The organism is Pseudomonas orientalis, from assembly GCF_001439815.1.
GTDB lineage: Bacteria > Pseudomonadota > Gammaproteobacteria > Pseudomonadales > Pseudomonadaceae > Aquipseudomonas > Aquipseudomonas orientalis.
The window spans coordinates 454,494-477,773 of record NZ_JYLM01000002.1 but is presented as its reverse complement, the minus strand read 5'-3'; the positions used below and the strand labels follow the sequence as shown (position 1 = coordinate 477,773).

Below are 23,280 nucleotides of genomic sequence, written 5' to 3'. Positions count from 1 at the left end.
GATCAGCGCCGATTCAGCTGGCCGGTTTTTCCCAACGGTATTGCGCCAGCTCCGGGTTCAACGGCGTGCGCGCAAACACGTTGGCGAAATTGCACAGCGTCGCCAGGCTGACCCCCAGAATCACTTCCAGCGCTTCTCCCTCGGTGTAGCCGGCGGCGCGGAACGCGTCATAGCCGGCATCACTGACATCGCCACGGGTCGCGATCACTTCACGGGTGAACGCGGCAAGTGTCTCATAGCGCGCATCGGGCAATTCACCGCGCTGGCGCAGCGCTTCGATGACGTTTTCGGGCAACTTGGCTTTGTTACGCGCCACGGCGGTGTGCCCGGCAACGCAAAAATCGCAACCGTGGTTTGTAGCGGCGATCAGTTGCACCACTTCACGATCCGCCAGGCTCAGGGCCGACTTGGCGTTCAGGGCGGAGACGGTGACGTAGGTTTCCAGTGCCGCCGGCGCATTGGCCAGTACGGCGAGCAGGTTGGGAATGAACCCCGAGCCTTTCAGCGCATTTTCCAGGAAGGGTTTGGCGGCCTCCGGCGCGGTTTCAGGCGTGAGCAACGGTACACGGGACATGGAGTGGTCTCCTGATAGGTGAAGGCTGCAGTCTGTTGGTTATAAAAAAACCCCTCAATAGGCTAAAGTAGCGATTACTTGCTCCAGAGTCTTTTCATTAGATGAATTCGTCCAGTGCACTTGTCGATTGGTTATTAGAGAGCCTCGAACTCAACACCAGCCTGTTTCATGTCGGCCGCTACTGCGGCGTCTGGCACGCGAGCACCCATGGCCTGGCCAGGGCGAGTTTTCATCTGATTGTGCAAGGCGACTGCTGGCTGCATATCGACGGCCAACCGGCGCAATACCTGAACAATGGCGATGCCGTGTTCCTGCTGCGCGACCTCCAATATCGGCTGTCCAGCGCGGACAGCGCAGCAGGCGCGCAGGAGTGCCCGCGCCGGCCGATGCTGCCCCTGGACAGCCGTGCCACCGATGGCGCGGGGCTGGTCTGCGGCTTCTTTGATTTCCAGTCGGGGCTGTCGGCGATGATTGTCGACAGCCTGCCCGCCTGGATCATCCTGCGCGCCGGCGACCCGTCGTTGACCGCCGCGCGCAACCTGTTCGCACTGATCCTGCAGGAATGCGAACGCCTGCCGGCGCCGTCCCAGGCCTTGCTCGAACGTCTGTGCCACCTGCTGTTTCTGTATGTGCTGCGTCAACAAGTGCTCGACAACACTGAACTGGGCGGCCTGGCGGCACTCGGTCGGCAACCGGCATTTTCCGGTTTGCTGGAACAGTTGATCGCACGCCCGCAAGAGAACTGGACGCTGGAAAGCATGGCCGCCTGCACCGGACTGTCACGCTCGGCGTTTTTCAAACGCTTCAATGAGCTGTGCGGACAGTCACCCGGCCAAGTGCTGTTGATGATGCGCATGCGCCACGCCTGCCAGTTGTTCAAGGCGGACCAGACCGTGGCGGATGTATCCCTGGCGGTGGGTTATCAGTCGGTGGCGGCGTTTACCCGGGCCTTTCATAAAGTCATCGGGCAACAACCGGGGGCCTACCGCCGGGCGCAAAGCTAGCGCCGCAAACCATTGCCCGGCTGTGCGCACAGCGCCACCAGCCAGTCGACAAATACCCTCACCCGCTGGGACAGCTGACGATGCGGCGGGTACAGCGCCGTCAGCGCCATGTTCGGCACCGCCACCTGCGGCAATACTTCCACCAGCGTGCCCTCGGCCAGTTGCTTCATCGCATGATAATGCGGCGCCTGGATCAGCCCGTAACCCGCTTCACAAGCGGCGAAATAGCCATCGGAACTGTTTACCGCGACCACCTTCGACAGGTTGATAGTGCGCAGTTCGGCGCCGAGCTGGAATTCCAGGCCAAAGCGCTTGCCACTGGCGCTGGAGACATACTCGATCATCTGGTGCCGCGCCAGCTCGTCGAGGCTGGTGGGCACGCCCATGCGCTGCAGATAGGCGGGGCTGGCCAGGGTCAACTGGTCCATCATCGCCAGCGGACGCGCCACCAGCGATTCGTCCAGCGCCAGGCCACCGCGCAGTACGCAATCGACCCCTTCGCGAATCAAATCCACCGGACGATCGTTGAGCCCGATATCCAACTCGATCTGCGGATAGAGCGCGGTGAACGTCGGCAGCGCCGGAATCACGATCAGACGGCCAATGCCCGATGGCATATCAATGCTCAGCGTGCCTCGCGGGTTTTGTCGGCGCGAGGAAAACACCGCCTCGGTTTCCTCAAGATCCGTCAGCAACTGCACGCAACGCTGGTAATACGCCGCGCCGTCCAGGGTCGGGCTGACCTGGCGCGTGGTGCGTTGCAGCAGTTGCACGCCCAGGTGCGCTTCCAGTTGCTTGATCAGGATGGTTACCGAGGCGCGCGGCAGTTGCAGGCTGTCCGCCGCCCTGGCGAAACCGCCCAACTCGACAATCCGGGTGAATACGCGCATGGCATTGAAACGGTCCACGGTGAGCTCCCGGCAATTGTTTAGATTTTCCAAACAGTGATAGTGCTTTTAGCCGGTTTATCCAGGTTTTGTCGAGCGTGACAATGAGCACCTCATCCACAGGAGCTTCACCATGCGCACTCGTCAACTCGGCAACAACGGCCCCCACGTCTCCGCCATCGGCCTCGGCTGCATGGGCATGAGCGACTTCTACGCCCCAGGCACCGACACCTCGGAGGCCATCGCCACCTTGCACCGTGCGCTGGAACTGGGCGTCAACTTTCTCGACACCGCCGACATGTACGGCCCCCACACCAATGAACAACTGATCGGCAAGGCCATCGCCGGCAAGCGTGACCAGGTGTTCCTGGCCAGCAAGTTCGGCATCCTGCGCGACCCGGCGAACCCCGCCCTGCGTGGCGTGAGCGGGCGCCCCGAGTACGTTCGCGCTTCCATTGACGGCACGCTGCAACGCCTGGGCATCGACACCCTGGACCTGTACTACCAGCACCGCATCGATCCCGAGGTGGCTATCGAAGAAACCGTCGGCGCCATGGCCGAGCTGGTGCAGCAGGGCAAGGTGCGTTACCTGGGCTTGAGCGAAGCGTCCGCCGCCACGCTGGAACGGGCGCATAAGGTTCACCCCATCAGCGCCCTGCAAAGTGAATACTCACTGTGGAGTCGCGATCAGGAAGACAACGGCTGCCTCGCCGCCTGCCAGCGCCTGGGCATCGCCTTCGTGCCTTACAGTCCGTTGGGCCGGGGTTTTCTGACCGGCGCACTGAAGCGCCCGGAGGATTTCGCTGCCGATGACTATCGCCGTTTCAACCCGCGTTTCCAGGGCGAGAACTTTGCCAAGAACCTGCAACTGGTCAAGCAGGTGCAAGCGCTGGCCGCGGACAAAGGCGTGACGGCGGGCCAACTCGCGCTGGCCTGGGTATTGGCGCAAGGCGACTACATCGTGCCGATCCCCGGCACCAAGCAACGTAAATACCTGGAAGAGAACGTGGCGGCCGTGTCGATCAACCTGAGCGCGACCGAACGGGCGGCGTTGGCGGCGATCTTTCCGGCGGATGCCACGGCCGGCCTGCGCTACCCCGAGGAGGTCATGGCGATGCTGGAGATCTGACCTGCGGCGCCGCCCGACGGCGCCTGCTCTTTCTTGCACGCACGTACCTAAAGCTCCCCCGATCCAGGCCGATAGCCCTACGAAGCTCTAATAAAGCCGCGTCGACAATAACGCTTCGTAAGGACGGCCCCATGCCCCCACTGCGCTCCATCCAAGCCCGCTATACCCTGTTCCTGGTGCTGTTCGTCCTGGTGTTATTGGTGTTGACCGTCGTGGGTATCGGCCAGTTGGTCGCGCCCAAGCTGCAAGACACCGAAGAACAGGTGGTACTCAACCGCGTCGCTGAGGTGGCCGAACAGATCCAGGGCGAACTGAACAAGGTTCAGGCCCAGCAACGCACCATCACCCAGACGATTCCCTTGCTCGACAGCGATGCCATCGACAAGGTCCTGCCCGGCCTGGTGGATCAATATGGCGAGCTGAAAGTGTTCGGCGGCGGTATCTGGCCGCTGCCCAACCAGCGCACGCCCGGGCGTAACAAGCACAGCACATTCTGGCACCGTGACGCCTCGGGCAAGCTGGCGGTCAACACCTTCTGGAACAGCGACGCCGCGCCCAACTATTACGACCAGAGCTGGTACAAGGGCGGCCTCGCCTCACCCCGTGGCCAATGCGCCTGGGCCGCCGCCTACAAGGACGACGCCAGCCAGGAGCCGCGCACCAACTGCGCCATGGCGATCCAGCGCGACGGCGCCGCCTATGGCGTGGCGACCATCGACGTGACCCTGGGTTTCTTCAACGACCTGGTGGCCAGCAAGGAAAAAGACATCGGCGGGCAAATGCTCATCGTCGAAGGCGACGGCAAGATCATCAGCAACAGCTCGCGCATCAGCGGCCCGGTGGTACTGAAAAACATCAGCGAGCTGACCGGCACTTCGGCGTTCGCCGCCCAGGTCAGCAAAGCCCTCGCCCATCGCGACCAGGCCCTGCAACGCGCCGAGTTCGACAACCAGGGCGTGGCCAGCACCTTCTATATGCGCCCGATCCAGGGCACACCGTGGTTCCTCGCGACCGCCCTGCCCACCTCGTTGATCACCGCCCAGCGCAATGATGTGCTCGGCACCCTGGCACTGCTGCAAATCCCGATGGTGATCCTGCTGGTACTGCTGGCGGCGTATGCGATTCGCCAACTGGTACAGCGCATGAAAGCGCTCAAGGGCAATATCGACGCACTGTCCGCCGGTGACGCCGACCTCACGCGGCGCATCACCATCCGCGCCGAAGATGAACTGGGCGCCATTGGCCACTCGGTGAACCGCTTTATCGTCTACCTGCAAAACATGATCGGCGAAGTGACCCAGGCCACTGGCGCCATGGCCTCGGGCCTTGAGCAGTTGCAGCACACCTCGGCGCACACCAACCAGATCCTGTTGCGCCACGCCTCGGAGACGGACCAGACGGTGACCGCCATCACCGAAATGAGCTCCACCGCCGACACGGTCGCGCAGAATGCCGCAGAAACGGCGGCCTTCACCCAGCGCGCCAACGAGCACGCCGACCGCTCACGGGTGGTGGTAGGTGAAGCGTCCACCAGCGTCAGCGCCCTGATCGGTGAAGTGGCCAGCGCGACCCACACCGTCGAGAACATGCGCCAGGACGCCGCGCGCATCACCGAAACCCTCGGCGTGATCGGCGCCATCGCCGGCCAGACCAACCTCCTGGCGCTCAACGCCGCGATCGAAGCGGCGCGGGCCGGGGAACAAGGGCGCGGGTTCGCCGTGGTGGCCGATGAGGTACGCGCACTGGCCGCACGCACCCAGGCCAGCACCTCGCAGATCAACGAGATGCTGGCGCGCTTGACCACCGGTGTCAGCTCGTCGGTGGCCGCCATGGAAAACACCCAGGCCAGTTGCCAGTCGGCGGCGGATGCCACGGCGCGGGTGAACACCGGGCTCGATGAGATGGCCGGCTCAGTCAGCCATATCAACAACCTCAGCACCCAGATCGCAACGGCCGCCGAGCAACAGAGCGCAGTGACCGAAGAGATCAACCGCAGCATGGTGCAGATCCGACAGATGGTCGAAGAGCTGGTAGAAAGCGGTCACGCCACCGAAACCAATACCCAAAGCCTGCTGGAAGCCAATGGCCGGGTGATTGCCTTGATGGGACGCTTCAAAGTGCGTTGATCCAGACCGGAATACTCCCGTGCAAAGCGCGGGAGTCGGGCTATCCTGACAGCTCGTGGTTTAACACTCGCCACACAGGGAGGTGTGTCATGCCCGCGATTGAGCAGTCGGTCCGCTTGGAGCGCATCAGCCAGGAACGCTTCATCCTGGCGCCGGTCGAGACCGTCTACGACTATGTGACCCAGCCCGACCGCTGGCACGAATGGCACCCCTCCTCCCTCAGCGCCGACACCGGCACCCGCGGCTCGCTGCCGGCCGGCGCGCGTTTTACCGAAGTCATCGACCTGCTGGGCATCCGCTTCCCGCTGAGCTACCGCGTGCAAGTCGCCCGATGCCCCAACGAGTTCAAGACCGTGTTCACCTCGCTGGCGCTCGACGGCTGCATTCATTATGTCCTGCACGCGCAGCAGGGCGGCACGCTGTTCAAGCGTGTGTTGACCTATGAGACCGAACTGCAACTGGCGACCTTGCATGAACGCATGATCGAACTCTCGGCAATTGCGCTGGACCGCCTCAAGCATCGCCTGGAAAACTTCAGCCGTTGACCGCTCTATCGCATAACTGACCCGATTCAGGGAAAATGCCCGGCCCAATGCTTTTTTGTAGGAGCGAGGGGGGCGCCTAGCTCTTGCTCGCGAAAAACTCACAGGCGCCGCGTTCAATCAGGAAGCACGCGTTAACGTTGACGTTTTTCGCGAGCAAGCTCGCTCCTACAGAGGGCGATATACGCTTAACTGAACAGCATTACGGCCCAATGCCGCGCCTTTTCCGAGACCGACCATGAACTCCACTGTGCAACGAGCCCCCGCGCGATGGTGATGGCGTACCTTGGCCTGTTCCTCGCCGCCTTTGGCGCAGCGACATTGCTGCCCTTGCAATCGGAAGCCGTGCTGGTCGGGCTGCTGCTCAGTGGGCACTACAACCTGTGGCTGCTGCTGGGCATTGCCACGCTGGGCAATGTGCTGGGTTCGCTGGTCAACTGGCTGCTGGGGCGTTCGGTGGAGCGCTTCCAGGGGCGGCGCTGGTTTCCGGTCAGCACCCGGCAACTGGACAAAGCGCGCAGCCACTACGCGCGCTGGGGGCATTGGACACTGCTGCTCAGTTGGGTGCCGATCATCGGCGACCCGCTGACCCTGGTGGCCGGGGTCATGCGCGAGCCGCTCTGGCGGTTCCTGCTGCTGGTGACCCTGGCCAAGGCGCTGCGCTACGGCGCGCTTGCCGCAATCAGCCTGCAGTGGGTGTTAATCCCCCGTTAATCCTCCCCAAACAGCATCCGGAACATCTTTCCCGGAGCTTATGACCATGCCTTCCATCCGTGATTTGTGCATCGCCGGCCTGCTCACGGCCAGCGCCGCGCCCGCGTTTGCCGCCACCTACGGCCCTCAACTCGAGGGTTTCCAGTACCCCTATCCGGTGGAGCGCTTCAACTTCGAGTCCCAGGGTAAAAGCCTGCAAATGGGCTATATGGATGTGCCGGCCAAAGGTAAGGCCAACGGGCGCAGCGTGGTGCTGATGCACGGCAAGAATTTCTGCGGCGCCACTTGGGAAGCGTCGATCAAAGCCCTGAGCGACGCCGGTTACCGCGTGATCGCGCCGGATCAGATCGGCTTTTGCACCTCCAGCAAACCCGAGCATTACCAGTACAGCTTCCAGCAACTGGCGCTTAACACCCACCAGTTGCTGGAAAAACTCGGGATTCAAAAGGCCACGCTGCTCGGACACTCCACCGGCGGCATGCTCGCCACGCGCTATGCCTTGATGTACCCGGCACAGACCGAGCAGCTCGCCCTGGTCAACCCCATCGGCCTGGAAGACTGGAAGGCCCTGGGCGTGCCCCACCAGAGCGTTGACCAGTGGTATCAACGCGAGCTGAAACTGAGCGCCGACGGGGTGCGCAAATACGAGCGCGACACCTATTACGCGGGGCGCTGGAAGCCTGAATACGAGCGCTGGGTGGACATGCTCGCCGGCCTGAACCAGGGCCCGGGGCACACGCTGGTGGCCTGGAACTCGGCATTGATTTACGACATGATCTTCACCCAGCCGGTGTATTACGAATTCAAGGACGTGCAAGCGCCCACTCTGCTGCTGATCGGCACCAGCGACACCACTGCCATCGGCAAGGACCTGGCGCCGCCTGCAGTCAAGGCGCGGATCGGCAACTATCAAGTACTGGGTAAACAGGTGGCCAAGCTGATTCCCCATGCCACCCTGGTGGAGTTTCCCGGCCTGGGCCATGCACCGCAGATGGAAGAGCCGGCGCGGTTTCATGCAGCGCTGTTGCAGGGCTTGAACGCCCTTTAACCCTTTTTGAGGCACGTGTGCATGTCGCTACAGATCGCAGTGATTGATGATTGGCAGCAAGTGGCCAGTAGCGTGGTGGATTGGTCGGTGCTCGATCCGCTGGGCCAGGTGCACTTCCTGCACGACTATCCAGCCGACACCGTCACGATGATCGAACGCTTGCAAGGTTTCGACGTCATTTGCGTGATGCGCGAACGGTCCCCTTTCGACCAGGCCCTGCTGCAGGGCCTGCCCAAACTTAAGTTGCTGGTGACCGGTGGCATGCGCAACGCCGCCCTCGATATTCCCGCCGCCAAGGCGTTGGGGATCCAGGTATGCGGTACCGACAGTTACAAGCAGGCCGCGCCGGAGCTGACCTGGGCACTGATCATGGCCTCCACGCGCAACCTGCTGGCCGAAGCCAACGCCGTGCGCGCAGGCGGCTGGCAGGTCGGCCTGGGCGGCGATCTGTATGGCAAGACGCTGGGTATCCTGGGGCTGGGCAGCATCGGGCAGAAGGTCGCGCAATTTGCCCAGGTATTCGGCATGCGCGTGATTGCCTGGAGCGAAAACCTCACACCGCAACGGGCGGCTGAGTCCGGGGTGACCTGGGTCAGCAAACGCGAGCTGTTCGAGCAGGCTGACATTCTGACCATCCACCTGGTCCTCAGCGAGCGCAGCCGCGGCCTGGTCGACGCGCAGGCGCTGGGCTGGATGAAGCCCGGCGCGCGGCTGATAAACACGGCGCGCGGGCCGATTGTGGATGAGCAGGCGCTGGTGGATGCGCTGAGCACTGGGCGACTGGCCGGCGCAGCGCTGGACGTGTATAGCCAGGAGCCACTGCCGCATGACCATCCGTTCCGCTCGCTGCCCAATGTGCTGGCCACACCCCATGTCGGTTATGTCAGCGAGCAGAACTACCGTCAGTTCTACCAGCAGATGATCGAAGATATTCAGGCCTGGGTGAACGGCGCACCCATTCGAGTGCTCGGCTGACGCACCAATCAAGGGCATGTCCTGAATGGCAATGCCCAATTGCACAATGTTGGCATACGCTGTTGATTTGTGTGGGAGGGGGCTTGCTCCCGATAGCGTTGGCTCAGTCAGAGTACTGATAACTGACCCACCGCTATCGGGAGCAAGCCCCCTCCCACATTTGGATCCGGACGTGCGCCGGCATAAGGTTAAAAGTTTTTTGTCCTACAAAAATCCCCTCGAAACCCGGCAGACGCTGGGATCTGGCCTAGACTCATGACCGATGGGTCCGTTCCAAAACAAAAACCCCGCAAAAAAACTAAACTTTTCAACTCGGCCCTTGGTCAAGTTTTAAGGCAAGGCGAGCACTCCGCGATTCACGCTACATGCCCGTCCATCCAATCTTTTTAGTTATCCGTGCAACTGGCATACGCCTTGCCAGATTGTCGTGCGCTTGTGCGCTTGGCCGCAGGAAGCGGTCATCGAGCTAATGGCAGCGGGCCATTAGCTAACCAACACGTTGGAGAGAATTATGATCAGTGCCGCAGCAAGTATTCAGGGAGAGCGTGTTAGTCAGCCAGTTGGCGGGTCGACCTCTTTGGTCGTCGACCTCAATACGGTGCGGCCGGTGTCCAGTCATAACCCCAACCGAAAGAAGGTGCTGTTTGTTACTTCCGAATTTGCCGATCTGGTGAAAACCGGCGGCCTGGGCGATGTGTCGGCGGCCCTGCCCCGCGCCATGGCTCACTTGCACGATGTGCGCGTGCTGATCCCCGGTTACCCGCAGGTGATGGAAAGCGACAACCCGATTCACATCATCGGCGAGCTGGGTGGTCACGCCGCACTGCCGCCGTGCAAGATCGGGCGCATGGACCTCAAGGACGGCCTGGTGATCTATGTGCTGATCTGCCCCGAGCTGTATGAGCGCGAAGGTACACCTTACGGCGCCAACAATGGCCGCGACTGGCCGGACAACCACATCCGCTTCGCACGCCTGGGCCTGGCCGCCGCCGACATGGCCGCCAACCTGGCACAGATCCACTGGTGCCCGGACCTGGTGCACGCCCACGACTGGCCCGCTGGCCTCGCCCCGGCCTATATGCACTGGCGTGGTTCACGCACCCCGACCCTGTTCACCATTCATAACCTGGCCTACCAGGGCGTGGTGAGCCTGGGTTGCACCCCCGAACTGGGTATTCCGCCCCACGCGCTGCAACAGGAAGGCATGGAGTTCTACGGCAAGATGTCGTTCCTCAAGGCCGGCATGGCCTATTCCAGCCACATCACCACGGTCAGCGCCACCTACGCCCAGGAAATCACCACGCCGGAATTCGGCTGCGGCCTGGACGGTTTCCTCGCCAGCAAGACCCAGCAAGGCCTGCTCAGCGGGATTCCCAATGGCATCGACGAAAGCTGGGAAACTTCGACCGACACCCACCTGACCCACAATTTCAATATCGGTGACTGGGAAGGCAAGGCCATCAACGCCGCCCATGTGCGCGAACTGTTCGGCCTGCACGATTCCACCGGCCCGTTGTTTGCCGTGGTCTCGCGCCTGGTCTACCAGAAAGGCCTGGACCTGACGGAGGCGGTCGCCAGCTTCATCGTTGAAAACGGTGGCCAGATCGCGATCATCGGGCGCGGCGAGCCGGAAGAGGAACAGGCGATGCGCGAACTGGCGCTGCGCTTCCCCGGCCAGGTTGGCGTGCGCATCGGCTTCAACGAAACCGACGCTCGCCGCATGTTCGCCGGCAGCGACTTCCTGCTGATGCCGTCGCGTTATGAGCCCTGCGGCTTGAGCCAGATGTATGCGCAGCGTTTCGGCTCGTTGCCGGTGGCGCGCAATACCGGTGGCCTGGCCGACACCATTGAAGACGGTGTCACCGGTTTTCTGTTCAACGAGTCCACCGTCGACAGCTACAAGGCCGCCCTGCAGCGCGCGTTCAAGGTGTTCTCCTTCCCCGGCCTGCTCAATGCCATGCGCAGCCGCGCCATGACCCAACCGTTCAACTGGTCGCAGGCGGTGGAACCCTACGCCGAGCTGTACGAACAACTGGTGGTTAAAGCACTGGGGAAATCGACTAAATAATCAAGAGAGGTCTTCATAGATGCCGTTACGGACTCTGGAAACCTGGCCCCACGGCGCACTGATGCTGGACGCGCAACACACGCGTTTCGCCTTGTGGGCGCCAGACGCGTTTTATGTCAGCGTTGAATTGCAGGAAGGAAAATCCGTGGCCATGCTGCCCCAGGCAGATGGCTGGTTCGAAGTGGAGATAGCCTGCCCTGCCGGGACGCTTTACCGCTTCAATATCGACGGCGAACGGGATGTGCCCGACCCCGCCTCCAGGGCCCAGGCCCTGGATGTGCACGGTTGGAGCCGGGTGGTCGACCCGCTCGCCTATCAATGGCAGCACAGCCACTGGCAAGGCCGCCCCTGGCACGAGGCGGTGATCTACGAACTGCACGTCGGCGCGATGGGCGGTTACGCCGAAGTCGAGAAGCACCTGCCGCGCCTGGCCGAGCTCGGCGTGACCGCCATCGAATTGATGCCTCTGGCGCAATTCCCCGGTGAGCGCAACTGGGGCTACGACGGCGTACTGCCTTACGCCCCGCAAGCCACCTACGGCTCCCCCGAACAACTCAAGCACCTGATCGACAGCGCCCACGGGCACGGCCTGGCGGTGATCCTTGATGTGGTCTACAACCACTTCGGCCCCGATGGCAACTACCTGGGCCAGTACGCCAAGGGCTTCTTCCAGGAAGACGTGCACACGCCGTGGGGCGCGGGGATTGATTTCGAACGCCGCGAAGTGCGGGACTTCTTCCTCGATAACGCCCTGATGTGGCTGCTGGAATACCGCTTTGACGGCCTGCGCCTGGACGCGGTGCACGCCATCGACAACCCCGGCTTCCTGCAGGAACTGGCGCAGCGGGTACGCCAGCAGGTGGACACCGGGCGCCACGTGTGGCTGGTGCTGGAAAACGAGCTGAACCAGGCCGGCCTGCTCAAGCATGATTTCGATGCGCAATGGAACGATGACTTCCATAACGTGCTGCACGTGCTGCTCACTGGCGAAACCGATGCCTATTACAGCGACTTCGCCGAGCAGCCCACGGCCAAACTGGCGCGCTGCCTGGGTGAAGGCTTTATCTATCAGGGCCAGCCCACCCGCCACGGCCATGCACGCGGCGAGCCGAGCGGCGAATTGCCGCCCACGGCGTTCGTGGCGTTCCTGCAGAACCACGACCAGATCGGCAATCGCGCCCTGGGCGAACGCTTGCATCAGCTATGCCCGCCCCAGGCGTTGAAGGCAGCGACCGCGCTGTTGCTGTTGTCGCCGATGATCCCGCTGATGTTCATGGGCGATGAGGTCAATGCGCCCGAGCCTTTCCTGTTCTTCACCGACCATCACGGTGAACTGGCAGAGGCCGTGCGTGAAGGTCGACGCAACGAGTTCGCCGATTTCGCCGCGTTTCATGACCCCGAGCAGCGCGAACGCATCCCCGATCCGAATGCCTTGACCACTTTCCTGCAATCCAGGCCCACCCTGGCGGAAAACGAGCGTGCCCAGCTGTACCGACATTTGCTGAGCCTGCGCCATCAGTATGTGGTGCCCCACCTTCCCGGCAGCGTGCCTCTGGGCGCGCAGGTGCTGGCCGACGGCGCCGTCACGGCGCGCTGGCGTCTGGGCAATGGCAGCATGTTGCAAATCGACCTGAACCTGAGCGCCGAGCCCGTCGATCAGCAGGCGTCGCCCCACGTGATCTTTCAAACGCCTGCCGACCCTGCGGCGGCGCAGCTGCCGCCCTTCAGCGCACGCGTGTCCCTATTCCCTGCTGGAGAACAGTCTTGAGCGAAGCGAACCTGGAAATACTCGCCAGCCGCGCGGGCCTGGCCGTCGATTGGATCGATGCCAACGGTCGCCCGCAACATGTGAAGCCCGACGCCCTGCGCGCCGTGCTCAAGGGGCTGGGTCATCCGGCCGATACCGAGGCCGAGATCGAGGCCAGCCTGCAGGAACTGGAACAAGTACAGCAGGACAAGCATCTACCGCCGCTGATGACCGTCGACAGCGGTGAAGGCCTGGATCTGGCGCGTTTCTTCGCCCCGGACACGCCGTGCCGCGTGCAATTGGAAAATGGCGAAAGCCTGGAACTGCGCCTGGATGGGGATGGGGTGCTGCCCGGCGTGATCGCCCTTGGCTACCATCAGGCGCATATCGACGGCCAGACCTTCACTCTGGCCGTCGCCCCAGCTCAGTGCTACAGCGTGGCCGAAGCGGTCGACACCCATCCCGCCCGCGCCTGGGGCCTCAGTGCCCAGCTCTACTCGCTGCACCGCCTCGGCGACGGAGGCTTCGGCGATACCCTGGCCCTGGAGCACCTGGCCCGTTCGGCCGCCGAGCGCGGGGCCGACGCCCTGGCGATCAGCCCGATGCACGCCATGTTCAGCGCCGATACCGAGCGCTACAGCCCCTACTCGCCTTCCAGCCGGCTGTTTCTCAACAGCCTGTATGCCTCGCCGGGGTGCATCCTGGGCGAACGTGAAGTGCGCACCGCCATTGAGGCCACAGGCCTGGCCGAGGAGCTGCACGAACTGGAACAGCTCACCCTGATCGACTGGCCCACCGCCGCGAAGGCCAAGCAGCGCCTGCTGCGCGCCCTGTATGACGACTTCCGCCACGGCCATCATCCGCAACATGCCGACTTCCAGAGCTTTCGCCAGGCTGGCGGTGAAGCCTTGGAAAACCACTGCCGTTTCGAAGCGGTGCAAGCGTTGCGCGCCGCCGCCGGGGAAGACCTCGACTGGCGCCAGTGGCCAGAGGACTGGCGTACACCGCAAAGCCCGGCGCTGGCGCAGTTTGCCGAAGAGCACCGTGACGAAATCGGCTATTTCGCTTTCACCCAGTGGCTGATCGCGCGCAGCTTGCAACGCGCGCAACAGGCCGCGCGTGGCAGCGGCATGGGCATCGGCCTGATCGCCGACCTGGCGGTGGGTGCGGACGGCGGCGGCAGCCAGGCGTGGAGTCGCCAGGACGAATTGCTCGCCGACCTCACCGTCGGCGCGCCACCGGACATTCTCAACCGCGCGGGCCAGGGCTGGGGCATTTCCGCGTTTTCCCCCGAGGGGCTCAAACGCAACGGTTTCCGTGCCTTCATTGAAATGCTGCGGGCCAACTTCGCTCACGCGGGCGGCCTGCGCATCGACCATGTGATGGGCCTGCAACGCCTGTGGGTCATCCCTAACGGGGCCTCACCGCGCGAAGGCGCGTACCTGTATTACCCGGTGGACGACATGCTGCGGCTGTTGGCCCTCGAATCCCATCGCCACCATGCCATCGTGCTCGGTGAAGACCTCGGCACCGTGCCCGACGGCCTGCGCGAAAAACTCAGCAGCCGGGCGATCCTGGGCATGCGTGTATTGCTGTTCGAGCAAAACCATGAAGGCCAGTTCAGGCCGATCCTCGACTGGCCCGACAACGCCCTGGCCACCACCAGCACCCACGATTTGCCGACGCTCAATGGCTGGTGGCACAGCCGTGACATCGAATGGAATATCGAATTGGGCCTGATCGACGCGCCCACCGTGGATCAATGGAGCGAACACCGCCTGCGCGAACGCCAGGCGCTGCGCCAGGCCTTGAGCCAGGACCCGCAGAATTTCGTCGATGAGATCCGCAACGACACCGACCACATGATCGATGCCAGCGTGCGCTACCTCGGCCACACCCGTGCGCCACTGGTACTGCTGCCCCTGGAGGATGCACTGGGCATGGAAGAACAACCCAACCTGCCCGGCACCACCGACACCCACCCCAATTGGCGCCGCCGCCTGCCCGGTGAAGCGTCCAGCCTGCTCGACAATGCCGGCGCCGCGCGCCGCCTCGAACTGCTGGCCGTCGCGCGCAACCAAGCCTATGAGCGTGACCGATGAAAGCACTGCCCCTGCGCGCGACCCAGCGCCTGCAATTTCATAAAGGCTTCACCCTGGACGATGCGGTGCCGCTGGTGCCGTATTTCGCCCGACTGGGCATCAGCCACCTGTACGCCTCACCGCTGCTCAAGGCGCGGGCCGGGTCGATGCATGGCTATGACGTGGTCGACCCCACCTGTGTCAACCCGGAACTGGGCGGCGAAGCCGCGTTGCAGCGTCTGGTCGCCGCGTTGCGCGAACACGACATGGGCCTGATCCTCGATATCGTTTCCAACCATATGGCCGTGGGCGGCGCCGATAATCCCTGGTGGCTGGACCTGCTGGAATGGGGACGCTTGAGCCCCTACAGCGAATTCTTCGACATTCAATGGCACTCACCCGACCCGCTGCTCAAAGGCCAACTGCTGATGCCGTTCCTCGGCAGCGACTACGGCGAAGCAGTGCAGAGCGGCAGCCTGGTGCTCAAGTTCGAGGCGGCGCAGGGGGCCTTTTACGTCGAGCACTACGAACATCGCTTCCCGATCTGCCCACGGGACTACGCGCTGATCCTGGGCAACGAAGAACCGCTCAAGCCCCTGGCCGAGCGCTTCGCCGCCCTGGCCTACCAGGACGACGCCTACGCCGAAGCCGGCTGGCTGAAACAGGCACTGGCCGAGCGCGCCAGCGAGGTATTGCCCGACATCGAACAGCGCCTCGCCGCGTTCGACGGACGTACGCCTGAGGGCTTCGAGCGCCTGCATCGACTGCTGGAGGAGCAGACCTACCGCCTCGCCAGTTGGCGCACGGCGGCGGACGACATCAACTGGCGGCGCTTCTTCGACGTCAACGAACTGGGCGGCCTGCGCGTGGAGCGCACGGCGGTATTCGAGGCCACCCACGGCAAGATTTTCGAGTTGATCAGCGCAGGCCTGATCGATGGCCTGCGCATCGACCATATCGACGGCCTGGCCGATCCGCGCGGTTACTGCCGCAAGCTGCGCCGCCGGGTGGATGCGCTGTCGCCTGCGCGGCATTTGCCGATCTTCGTGGAAAAGATCCTCGGTGAAGGCGAGACCCTTCGCGAAGACTGGCAAGTGGACGGTACCACCGGCTACGAATTCATGAACCAGCTGTCATTGATGCAGCATCATCCCGACGGTTTCGCGCCGCTGGCCGAGCTGTGGTCGCGCCACAGCGAACGGCCTTCGGCGTTTATGGAAGAAGCACGGCTGGCACGCCAGCAAATCCTCAACGGTTCGTTGGGCGGCGATTTCGAGAGCGTGGCCCAGGCGCTGCTGCAAGTGGCCCGTGACGACGTGATGACCCGCGACCTGACCCTGGGCGCAATCCGCCGGGCACTGCAGGAACTGATCGTGCATTTTCCGGTGTACCGCACCTACATCAGCGCGCGCGGACGCAGCGCGGCCGACGACAAGGTGTTCCAACAGGCCATGGAGGGCGCGCGCAGCACCCTGAGCGAGGGTGATTGGCCCGTGCTCGATCACCTGGAGAAATGGCTGGGTGGGCAACCCTGGCGCAATCGCCCTGTTGGCCGCGAGCGCAAGATACTCAAGCATGCCTGCGTGCGCTTCCAGCAACTGACCTCGCCCGCTGCGGCCAAGGCCGTGGAAGACACGGCGTTCTACCGTTCGGCGGTGTTGCTGTCGCGTAACGATGTGGGCTTCAGCACCGAGCAGTTCAGCGCGCCGTTGGCCGACTTCCATGGGGCCAACCAGCAGCGTCTGAAAGCCTTCCCGCACAACCTGCTGGCCACCGCCACCCACGACCATAAACGTGGCGAAGACACCCGCGCGCGCCTGGCGGTGCTGAGCGAATGCGCGCCCTGGTATGCCGAGCAGGTCGAACACTGGCGCAGCCTGGCCGCGCCGTTGCGCGAGACGGCTGACAGCCCCTCGGCCGGCGACGAGTTGATCCTCTATCAAGTGCTGCTTGGCAGTTGGCCACTGGAGCAGAACCCTGACCTTGAGGCCTATCAGCAACGCCTGTGGCAGTGGCAGCAGAAAGCCCTGCGCGAAGCCAAGCTGCTAAGCAGCTGGAGCGCGCCGAACGAGGCTTACGAACACGGCGTCGAGACCTTCCTGCAGCGCGTATTGCTCAGTGAAGCCGGCAAGCCGTTGCGCGATGCCCTTGCCGACGCCGCCCAGGCCATCGCCCCCGCCGGCGCCTTGAACGGGCTGGCGCAGACTTTGCTTCATCTGAGCGTGCCGGGCGTACCGGATGTGTACCAGGGCGATGAGTTCTGGGACTTCAGCCTGGTCGACCCGGACAACCGGCGCCCGGTGGACTTCCACGCACGGCAGCGTGCACTGGATAACCCGGCGGACATCGGTGAACTGTTGTCCAACTGGCGCGACGGACGTATCAAGCAGGCGGCGATCGCGCAGATGCTGGCCCTGCGCAAGGCCAACGTCGAGCTGTTCAGCGACGGCGCCTACACCGCCCTGGAGGTGGTTGGCTCACTGGCCGATCATGTCGTTGCGTTCTGCCGCGAACTGCAGGGCAAACACGTGCTGGTGGTGGTGCCACGCTGGCCCCGGCGCCTGCTCGACAATGCGTTGCAGCCGCTGATTCCTGCCCAGGTTTGGGGCGATACGCGGGTGAAATTACCGTTCGCCGCCACAACGCAAAACTGGAAGGGACTTTTTCAGACGAGCGCAGTCACACCAGACAAGGAGCTGTTGATCAGCGCTGCCCTGGGGGATTTCCCGGTCAATGTTTTTATCAATGCCGATAATCAAGAAAGCTGAACATTTTCTGAGGAGTGTGTGATGAGTAATGAAGACAAACGCATCCGCGAACTGGCGCATCAGATCTGGGAGTCCGAGGGCAAGCCCCACGGTGAAGATGCACGGCACTGGGAAATGGCGCGCAAGCTCGCCGAAGCCGAGGCGCTGACGCCAAGCAAGCCCAAGCCGGCCGCCAAACCCAAGACCGCGCCCAAGGCTGCGGCCAAAGCCAAGCCGGCTGCGCCTGCCGCCGCCAAACCTGCGCCAAAGAAGCCCGCCGCACCGAAGAAGCCCAAGCCTTAAGCTTTTCGATCGCCGCGCCCCCTGACTGCATAGCCGTCAGGGGGCCTTCATCTTTCTATGTCATACGCTGAATAACTGTCAGTACGGCCGCGTTCGGCCCGAAAAAAGAACCCTTGCAGGAGCAACACCATGAGCCAACCCGATAAAGCCTCAACCACGCCGGACCATGAGCCGTCGCGGATTCGTGAAGGCCTGCCCTTCCCGCTTGGCGCGACCTGGGACGGCCTGGGCGTCAACTTTGCGCTGTTTTCCGCCAACGCCACCAAGGTCGAGCTGTGCCTGTTCGATGACGCCGGTGAAGTGGAACTGGAGCGCATCGAACTGCCCGAATACACCGATGAAATCTTCCACGGCTACTTGCCCGACGCCCATCCCGGGCTGATCTACGGCTACCGTGTGTATGGCCCTTACGACCCGGAAAACGGTCACCGCTTCAACCACAACAAATTGCTGATCGACCCCTATGCCAAGCAGTTGGTGGGCGAACTCAAATGGTCCGAAGCACTGTTTGGCTATACCATCGGCCATCCTGACGACGACCTCAGCTTCGACGAGCGCGACAGCGCGCCGTTCGTGCCCAAGTGCAAGGTCATCGACCCGGCGCACACCTGGGGCAATGACCAGCCGGTACGCGTGCCATGGGACCGCACCATCATCTATGAAACCCACCTGCGCGGCATCAGCATGCGCCACCCTTCGGTCGGTGAATCCGTGCGCGGTACCTGCGCCGGGCTGATGGAAGATGACGTGCTCAAGCACATTCGCCAGTTGGGGGTTTCTTCGGTCGAGCTGTTGCCGGTGCATGCCTTCGTCAACGACCAGCATTTGCTGGAAAAAGGCATGACCAACTACTGGGGCTACAACAGCATTGCGTTTTTCGCCCCCGACCCGCGCTACCTGGCCAGCGGCAAGATCGCCGAGTTCAAGGAGATGGTCGCGCACCTGCATGAGCAGAAGCTCGAAGTGATCCTCGACGTGGTCTACAACCACACCGCCGAAGGCAACGAGCGCGGCCCTACCCTGTCCATGCGCGGTATCGACAACGCCTCGTACTACCGGCTGATGCCCGACGAAAAGCGCTTCTACATCAATGATTCCGGCACCGGCAACACCCTGGACCTGAGTCACCCGTGCGTGCTGCAGATGGTCACCGACTCCCTGCGTTACTGGGCCACCGAGATGCACGTCGACGGCTTCCGCTTCGACCTGGCGACTATTCTCGGGCGCTATCGCGACGGCTTTGACGAGCGTCATAGTTTCCTCGTGGCGTGCCGTCAGGACCCTATCCTGCGCCAGCTCAAACTGATCGCCGAACCCTGGGACTGCGGGCCGGGCGGCTATCAGGTGGGCAACTTCCCGCCGGGCTGGGCGGAATGGAACGACCGTTTCCGCGACACCGTGCGCGCCTTCTGGAAAGGCGACGATGGCCAGTTGGCAGACTTCGCCGGACGCATGACCGCCTCGGGCGAGATGTTCAACCACCGTGGGCGCCGGCCTTACAGCTCGGTGAATTTCATCACCGCCCATGACGGTTTCACCCTGCACGACCTGGTGTCGTACAACGACAAGCACAACGAAGCCAACGACGAGAACAACCAGGACGGCAGCAATAACAACCTGTCTTGGAACCATGGCGTCGAAGGCCCTACCGACGATCCGGAAATCAACGCGCTGCGCCTGCGCCAGATGCGCAACTTCTTCGCCACCCTGCTGCTGGCCCAAGGCACGCCGATGATCGTGGCCGGTGACGAGTTCGCCCGCACCCAGCACGGCAACAACAATGCCTACTGCCAGGACAGCGAAATCGGCTGGGTCAACTGGGACCTGGACGACGACGGCAAGGCACTGCTCAAGTTCGTCAAGCGCCTGATCAAGCTGCGCCTGGCGTACCCGATCCTGCGCCGTGGGCGCTTCCTGGTCGGTGACTACAATGAAGATATCGGTGTCAAGGACGTCACCTGGCTGGCCCCGGATGGCAATGAAATGACCACCGAGCAGTGGGAAGACAGCCATGGCCGTTGCCTGGGCATGCTGATGGATGGCCGCGCCCAGGAAACCGGGATTCGCCGTGCAGGCGCCGATGCAACCTTGTTGCTGGTGGTCAACGCCCATCACGACATGGTCAATTTCCGCCTGCCACCGGTGCCTCAGGGCGAGTACTGGAATTGCCTGCTCGATACCAACGACCCGGCAGTCCGTGGCCAGGAGCGCTTTGACTTTGAGCACGAATACGCCGCCACCGGCCGTTCGCTGCTGTTGTTTGAGCTGCATCACGACGACGAGGTGTGAAATGGCGTTGCACGGATTCCTTTCCGGCTACCGGGGCTATGCGAATACGCAAGCCCTGGGTAATGCCTTAAAGGACCTTCAGGAGGAAGGCCTGGACCAGCTGCCGTTGCCCGGCAGCGGCCAGACGCTGGAGCGTTACAGCGGGCTGGCGCAAGTCGCCGGTCACGACCTGCGTTTGTGCAAGCTGTTTGAAGGCCACACCGATGCACTGGCGATCATTGCCGAACTCGACAGCCCGCTGCCGCCGTTGGGCAGCACCTGGGGGATGTGGGCCGCCGAGCCGCCGAGCGCCCAGGTGCGCGTGCGGCGCGACGGCCAGCGGCTGATCGTCGACGGGCGTAAAGCCTGGTGCTCAGGGGCATCCGTGGTCTCACATGGGTTGTTGACCGCGTGGGATGAAGATGATCGCCAGCAACTGGTGGCCGTGCTGATGGACCAGCCCGGCGTCAGGGTGACGGACGACGGCTGGGATGCGGTGGGCATGGCAGCCACCGGCAGTGTCGAGATCGTCTTCAGCGAGGCGCGGGGGCTTGCGGTGGGCGGACCAGGCGACTACCTGGCCCGCCCGGGCTTCTGGCACGGCGGCATCGGTATTGCGGCGTGCTGGTATGGCGCGGCGCAGCGCCTGGCCGAAGTGCTGCGCGAGCAGTGCGGCAAGCATCCCGAGCCCCATGCCATGGCTCACCTCGGCGCGGTGGACAGCGCACTCAACAGTGCCGCCTGCGTGCTGCGCGCCAGTGCCGAGCAGGTCGATCGGGCGCCGACCGCCGATGCCCGGCTCCTCGCCCAGCAGGTGCGCGCGTGTGTGGAGGAAACTGTCGAGCAGGTCATTCGTCATGTCGGGCGTGCCGTAGGTGCGGGGCCTTATTGCAAGGACCCGCACTTTGCCCAATTGATGGCGGACTTGCCGGTGTATGTGCGTCAAAGTCATGCCGAACGCGACCTGGCCGCCCTGGGCGAACAGGTCGCCGGCGAACCGTCAGGGAGGTGGCAGTTATGAAACCCAACCCGATTGTCGGCCAGGGCACGTCACTGCATTACTGGCAGACGTCGGCGCGCCTGGCGGACTTGCCGCATGTCAGCGTTGAACAACTGGTGCCCGAGGGAAGCCGCGCGGTCATCATTGCGCCGCATCCGGACGATGAAGTGCTCGGCTGCGGCGGCCTGCTGCAAGGCCTGGCCGAGCTGGGCCGGCCCATTCAGCTGATCTCGGTCACCGACGGCAGCGCCAGCCATCCGGGCTCCACACGCTGGCCGGTGCAGCGCCTGAGCGTGGTGCGCCCCCAGGAATCGGCCCAGGCCCTGCACCGCCTGGGCTTGCCGCTGCACAGTCTGAAGTGGCTGCGCGCCGGGTTTACCGACAGCAAGGTCGCCGAGCGCGAGCAAGAACTGGCTGTATTCATCCAGCGCTACCTCAAGCCCGACGATGTGGTGTTTGCCACTTGGCGTGAAGACGGGCATTGCGACCATGAGGCGGTTGGCCGCGCCAGCGCGCAAGCCGCCCAGGCGGTGGGCGCGACCTTGTACGAGCTGCCGGTGTGGACCTGGCACTGGGCGACCGCCGAAGACGGCATGGTGCCTTGGCACCGGGCACGCAAGATCCCGCTGACGCCCGAACGCGTGGCGCGCAAACGCCATGCCATCCATGCCTTTGCCAGCCAGCTGGAGGGCGACCCGCAGGTCGGCCTGCCGCCCGTGCTCGCGCCCTATGTGGTGGAGCGTTTGCTGCAACCTTTTGAAGTGGTGTTCGTTTGAGTGTGACAACCCCCTATTTCGACCAGATGTTCGCCGGCAGCGACGACCCCTGGGCGTTTCGTCAACGCTGGTACGAACGACGCAAGCGCGCACTGACCCTGGCCGTCCTGACCCGGGCGCGCTACGCATCGGCTTTCGAACCCGGCTGCGCCAATGGCGAGCTGAGCGCCGAACTGGCGGCGCGTTGTGATCGCTTGCTGTGCTGCGATACGGCAAGCGCTGCGGTGGAGCTGGCGAAAAAGCGGCTGGCAGGGTTTTCCAACGTGCAGATAGAGCAACGCTGGCTGCCCGAACAGTGGCCGGCGGGGCAATTCGAGCTGATCGTGTTGAGTGAGTTCTGTTACTACCTTGACGCCGCTGATCTTGAGCGCCTGGCTGACCGCTGCCTCGCGGCCTTGACGGAGGATGGCCAGCTGCTGGCCTGCCATTGGCGACCGCGCATCGACGGCTGCCCGCAAACCGCCGAACAGGTGCACGCGCTGCTCGAGCGACGACTGGGTTTGCACGCGGTGGTACGCCACCACGAAGACGATTTCCTGCTCGACCTGTGGGGCCGTGACGGCGTCTCGGTAGCAAGCCTTGAGGGCCTGCGATGATCGGCATCCTGATTCCGGTGCATAACGAAGAAGCGCTGTTGGGCGAATGTCTGGACGCTGCGGCCATCGCCGCCAACCATCCGCAACTACAGGGTGAAGCGGTGCAGATCCTGGTGGTGCTCGACAGTTGCAGCGATGGCAGTGCGGCGATTGCCCGCGCCCACGGTGTGCACAGCCTGCCCGTGCAGGCACGCAATGTAGGGCATGCCCGCGGTGTCGGCGCACGGCACCTGCTGGACCTGGGCGCGCGCTGGATTGCCTGTACCGACGCCGACAGCCGCGTCGCCCCGGATTGGCTGGTGGCGCAACTGGCGCTGGGCTGCGACGCCGTCTGCGGCACCGTGACCGTGGACGCCTGGAGCGAAGGCTTCGACGCGGCGGCGCAGATTCGCTATCACCAGGCCTACGAAGCGCGTGACGGGCATCGGCATATCCACGGCGCCAACCTGGGCGTCAGCGCCAGCGCCTATTTACAGGCCGGTGGCTTTGAACCCCTGGCCTGTCATGAGGATGTGCAACTGGTGCGCAATCTGGAGCGCTGCGGCGCTTCCATCGCCTGGAGCCATTCCCCGCAAGTGATCACCAGCGCGCGCCTGGATTGCCGCGCCCAGGGTGGTTTCGGTGACTACTTGAAGGGCCTGCTGCACGTTTCGTAAAAATACGACGTTGCCTTTATTTTTCCTTGTCTATGCTTA

19 protein-coding genes are annotated in these 23,280 nt (G+C 63.4%); 17 read left to right on the top strand and 2 right to left on the bottom strand.

The window, feature by feature from the left end; translation table 11 throughout:
- Window positions 1–13: 13 nt before the first annotated feature.
- Window positions 14–574: a carboxymuconolactone decarboxylase family protein gene (locus tag TU82_RS06425; protein ID WP_057722292.1), complete on the bottom strand. Its 561-nt coding sequence runs from the start codon at window positions 572–574 to the stop codon at window positions 14–16.
- 101 nt (window positions 575–675) lie between these two features.
- Between TU82_RS06425 and TU82_RS06420 the strand changes: the two genes are divergently transcribed.
- Window positions 676–1,578: an AraC family transcriptional regulator gene (locus TU82_RS06420; RefSeq protein WP_057722291.1), complete on the top strand. Its 903-nt coding sequence runs from the start codon at window positions 676–678 to the stop codon at window positions 1,576–1,578.
- Here TU82_RS06420 and TU82_RS06415 read toward each other — a convergent pair.
- On the bottom strand, window positions 1,575–2,486 hold the full coding sequence (locus tag TU82_RS06415) for a LysR family transcriptional regulator (RefSeq protein WP_057722290.1): 912 nt from the start codon (window positions 2,484–2,486) through the stop codon (window positions 1,575–1,577). The genes TU82_RS06420 and TU82_RS06415 overlap by 4 nt on opposite strands.
- 112 nt (window positions 2,487–2,598) lie before the next feature.
- Here TU82_RS06415 and TU82_RS06410 point away from each other — a divergent pair, with 112 nt between their 5' ends.
- From TU82_RS06410 to TU82_RS06335, 16 genes are all read left to right on the top strand, one after another.
- Entirely contained in the window at window positions 2,599–3,594 is a 996-nt protein-coding gene (locus tag TU82_RS06410; RefSeq protein WP_057722289.1) for an aldo/keto reductase, read from the top strand.
- A 131-nt stretch (window positions 3,595–3,725) separates the two neighbouring features.
- On the top strand, window positions 3,726–5,720 hold the full coding sequence (locus tag TU82_RS06405) for a methyl-accepting chemotaxis protein (protein WP_057722288.1): 1,995 nt from the start codon (window positions 3,726–3,728) through the stop codon (window positions 5,718–5,720).
- An 89-nt stretch (window positions 5,721–5,809) separates the two neighbouring features.
- Entirely contained in the window at window positions 5,810–6,265 is a 456-nt protein-coding gene (locus tag TU82_RS06400; protein WP_057722287.1) for an SRPBCC family protein, read from the top strand.
- Between the two features lie 267 nt (window positions 6,266–6,532).
- A complete protein-coding gene (locus TU82_RS06395) occupies window positions 6,533–6,976 on the top strand; it encodes a YqaA family protein (protein ID WP_057722286.1) in 444 nt (147 codons plus the stop codon).
- Between the two features lie 46 nt (window positions 6,977–7,022).
- A complete protein-coding gene (locus TU82_RS06390; RefSeq protein WP_057722285.1) occupies window positions 7,023–8,024 on the top strand; it encodes an alpha/beta fold hydrolase in 1,002 nt (333 codons plus the stop codon).
- 21 nt (window positions 8,025–8,045) lie between these two features.
- On the top strand, window positions 8,046–8,999 hold the full coding sequence (locus tag TU82_RS06385; RefSeq protein ID WP_057722284.1) for a D-2-hydroxyacid dehydrogenase family protein: 954 nt from the start codon (window positions 8,046–8,048) through the stop codon (window positions 8,997–8,999).
- 511 nt (window positions 9,000–9,510) lie between these two features.
- A complete protein-coding gene (gene glgA / locus TU82_RS06380; RefSeq protein WP_057722283.1) occupies window positions 9,511–11,067 on the top strand; it encodes a glycogen synthase GlgA in 1,557 nt (518 codons plus the stop codon).
- 19 nt (window positions 11,068–11,086) lie between these two features.
- Window positions 11,087–12,835 carry a malto-oligosyltrehalose trehalohydrolase gene (gene treZ / locus TU82_RS06375; protein WP_057722282.1) on the top strand — a complete coding sequence of 583 codons (1,749 nt, stop codon included), beginning with the start codon at window positions 11,087–11,089 and terminating at the stop codon, window positions 12,833–12,835.
- Window positions 12,832–14,916 (top strand): 4-alpha-glucanotransferase, encoded by a 2,085-nt coding sequence (gene malQ / locus TU82_RS06370; RefSeq protein WP_057722281.1) that lies wholly within the window; start codon window positions 12,832–12,834, stop codon window positions 14,914–14,916. Before treZ ends, malQ begins: the two co-directional genes overlap by 4 nt.
- A complete protein-coding gene (locus TU82_RS06365; protein ID WP_057722280.1) occupies window positions 14,913–17,663 on the top strand; it encodes a malto-oligosyltrehalose synthase in 2,751 nt (916 codons plus the stop codon). The genes malQ and TU82_RS06365 overlap by 4 nt, the downstream gene beginning before the upstream one ends.
- Window positions 17,664–17,684: 21 nt before the next feature.
- Window positions 17,685–17,945, top strand: a complete 261-nt coding sequence (locus tag TU82_RS06360) for a DUF2934 domain-containing protein (RefSeq protein ID WP_057722279.1) — start codon at window positions 17,685–17,687, stop codon at window positions 17,943–17,945.
- 129 nt (window positions 17,946–18,074) lie between these two features.
- Window positions 18,075–20,234 carry a glycogen debranching protein GlgX gene (glgX, locus tag TU82_RS06355; protein ID WP_057722278.1) on the top strand — a complete coding sequence of 720 codons (2,160 nt, stop codon included), beginning with the start codon at window positions 18,075–18,077 and terminating at the stop codon, window positions 20,232–20,234.
- A 1-nt stretch (window position 20,235) separates the two neighbouring features.
- Window positions 20,236–21,234, top strand: coding sequence for an acyl-CoA dehydrogenase family protein (locus TU82_RS06350; protein ID WP_057722277.1), 999 nt, complete (start codon window positions 20,236–20,238; stop codon window positions 21,232–21,234).
- Window positions 21,231–21,989: a PIG-L deacetylase family protein gene (locus tag TU82_RS06345; RefSeq protein ID WP_057722276.1), complete on the top strand. Its 759-nt coding sequence runs from the start codon at window positions 21,231–21,233 to the stop codon at window positions 21,987–21,989. The genes TU82_RS06350 and TU82_RS06345 overlap by 4 nt, the downstream gene beginning before the upstream one ends.
- Window positions 21,986–22,585: an SAM-dependent methyltransferase gene (locus TU82_RS06340; protein WP_057722275.1), complete on the top strand. Its 600-nt coding sequence runs from the start codon at window positions 21,986–21,988 to the stop codon at window positions 22,583–22,585. The genes TU82_RS06345 and TU82_RS06340 overlap by 4 nt, the downstream gene beginning before the upstream one ends.
- On the top strand, window positions 22,582–23,241 hold the full coding sequence (locus tag TU82_RS06335; protein ID WP_057722274.1) for a glycosyltransferase family 2 protein: 660 nt from the start codon (window positions 22,582–22,584) through the stop codon (window positions 23,239–23,241). Before TU82_RS06340 ends, TU82_RS06335 begins: the two co-directional genes overlap by 4 nt.
- Window positions 23,242–23,280 lie beyond the last annotated feature (39 nt).

What these genes read in the sequence shown, in the direction of transcription:
- treZ (WP_057722282.1), top strand. Translation starts at nt 11,087, where the DNA reads ATGCCGTTACGGACTCTGGAAACCTGGCCCCACGGCGCACTGATGCTG.
- TU82_RS06420 (WP_057722291.1), top strand. Translation starts at nt 676, where the DNA reads ATGAATTCGTCCAGTGCACTTGTCGATTGGTTATTAGAGAGCCTCGAA.
- TU82_RS06350 (WP_057722277.1), top strand. Translation starts at nt 20,236, where the DNA reads ATGGCGTTGCACGGATTCCTTTCCGGCTACCGGGGCTATGCGAATACG.
- TU82_RS06345 (WP_057722276.1), top strand. Translation starts at nt 21,231, where the DNA reads ATGAAACCCAACCCGATTGTCGGCCAGGGCACGTCACTGCATTACTGG.
- TU82_RS06425 (WP_057722292.1), bottom strand. Translation starts at nt 574, where the DNA reads ATGTCCCGTGTACCGTTGCTCACGCCTGAAACCGCGCCGGAGGCCGCC.
- TU82_RS06390 (WP_057722285.1), top strand. Translation starts at nt 7,023, where the DNA reads ATGCCTTCCATCCGTGATTTGTGCATCGCCGGCCTGCTCACGGCCAGC.
- TU82_RS06400 (WP_057722287.1), top strand. Translation starts at nt 5,810, where the DNA reads ATGCCCGCGATTGAGCAGTCGGTCCGCTTGGAGCGCATCAGCCAGGAA.
- TU82_RS06405 (WP_057722288.1), top strand. Translation starts at nt 3,726, where the DNA reads ATGCCCCCACTGCGCTCCATCCAAGCCCGCTATACCCTGTTCCTGGTG.
- TU82_RS06395 (WP_057722286.1), top strand. Translation starts at nt 6,533, where the DNA reads ATGGTGATGGCGTACCTTGGCCTGTTCCTCGCCGCCTTTGGCGCAGCG.
- TU82_RS06410 (WP_057722289.1), top strand. Translation starts at nt 2,599, where the DNA reads ATGCGCACTCGTCAACTCGGCAACAACGGCCCCCACGTCTCCGCCATC.
- TU82_RS06365 (WP_057722280.1), top strand. Translation starts at nt 14,913, where the DNA reads ATGAAAGCACTGCCCCTGCGCGCGACCCAGCGCCTGCAATTTCATAAA.
- glgX (WP_057722278.1), top strand. Translation starts at nt 18,075, where the DNA reads ATGAGCCAACCCGATAAAGCCTCAACCACGCCGGACCATGAGCCGTCG.
- TU82_RS06385 (WP_057722284.1), top strand. Translation starts at nt 8,046, where the DNA reads ATGTCGCTACAGATCGCAGTGATTGATGATTGGCAGCAAGTGGCCAGT.
- TU82_RS06335 (WP_057722274.1), top strand. Translation starts at nt 22,582, where the DNA reads ATGATCGGCATCCTGATTCCGGTGCATAACGAAGAAGCGCTGTTGGGC.
- TU82_RS06360 (WP_057722279.1), top strand. Translation starts at nt 17,685, where the DNA reads ATGAGTAATGAAGACAAACGCATCCGCGAACTGGCGCATCAGATCTGG.
- glgA (WP_057722283.1), top strand. Translation starts at nt 9,511, where the DNA reads ATGATCAGTGCCGCAGCAAGTATTCAGGGAGAGCGTGTTAGTCAGCCA.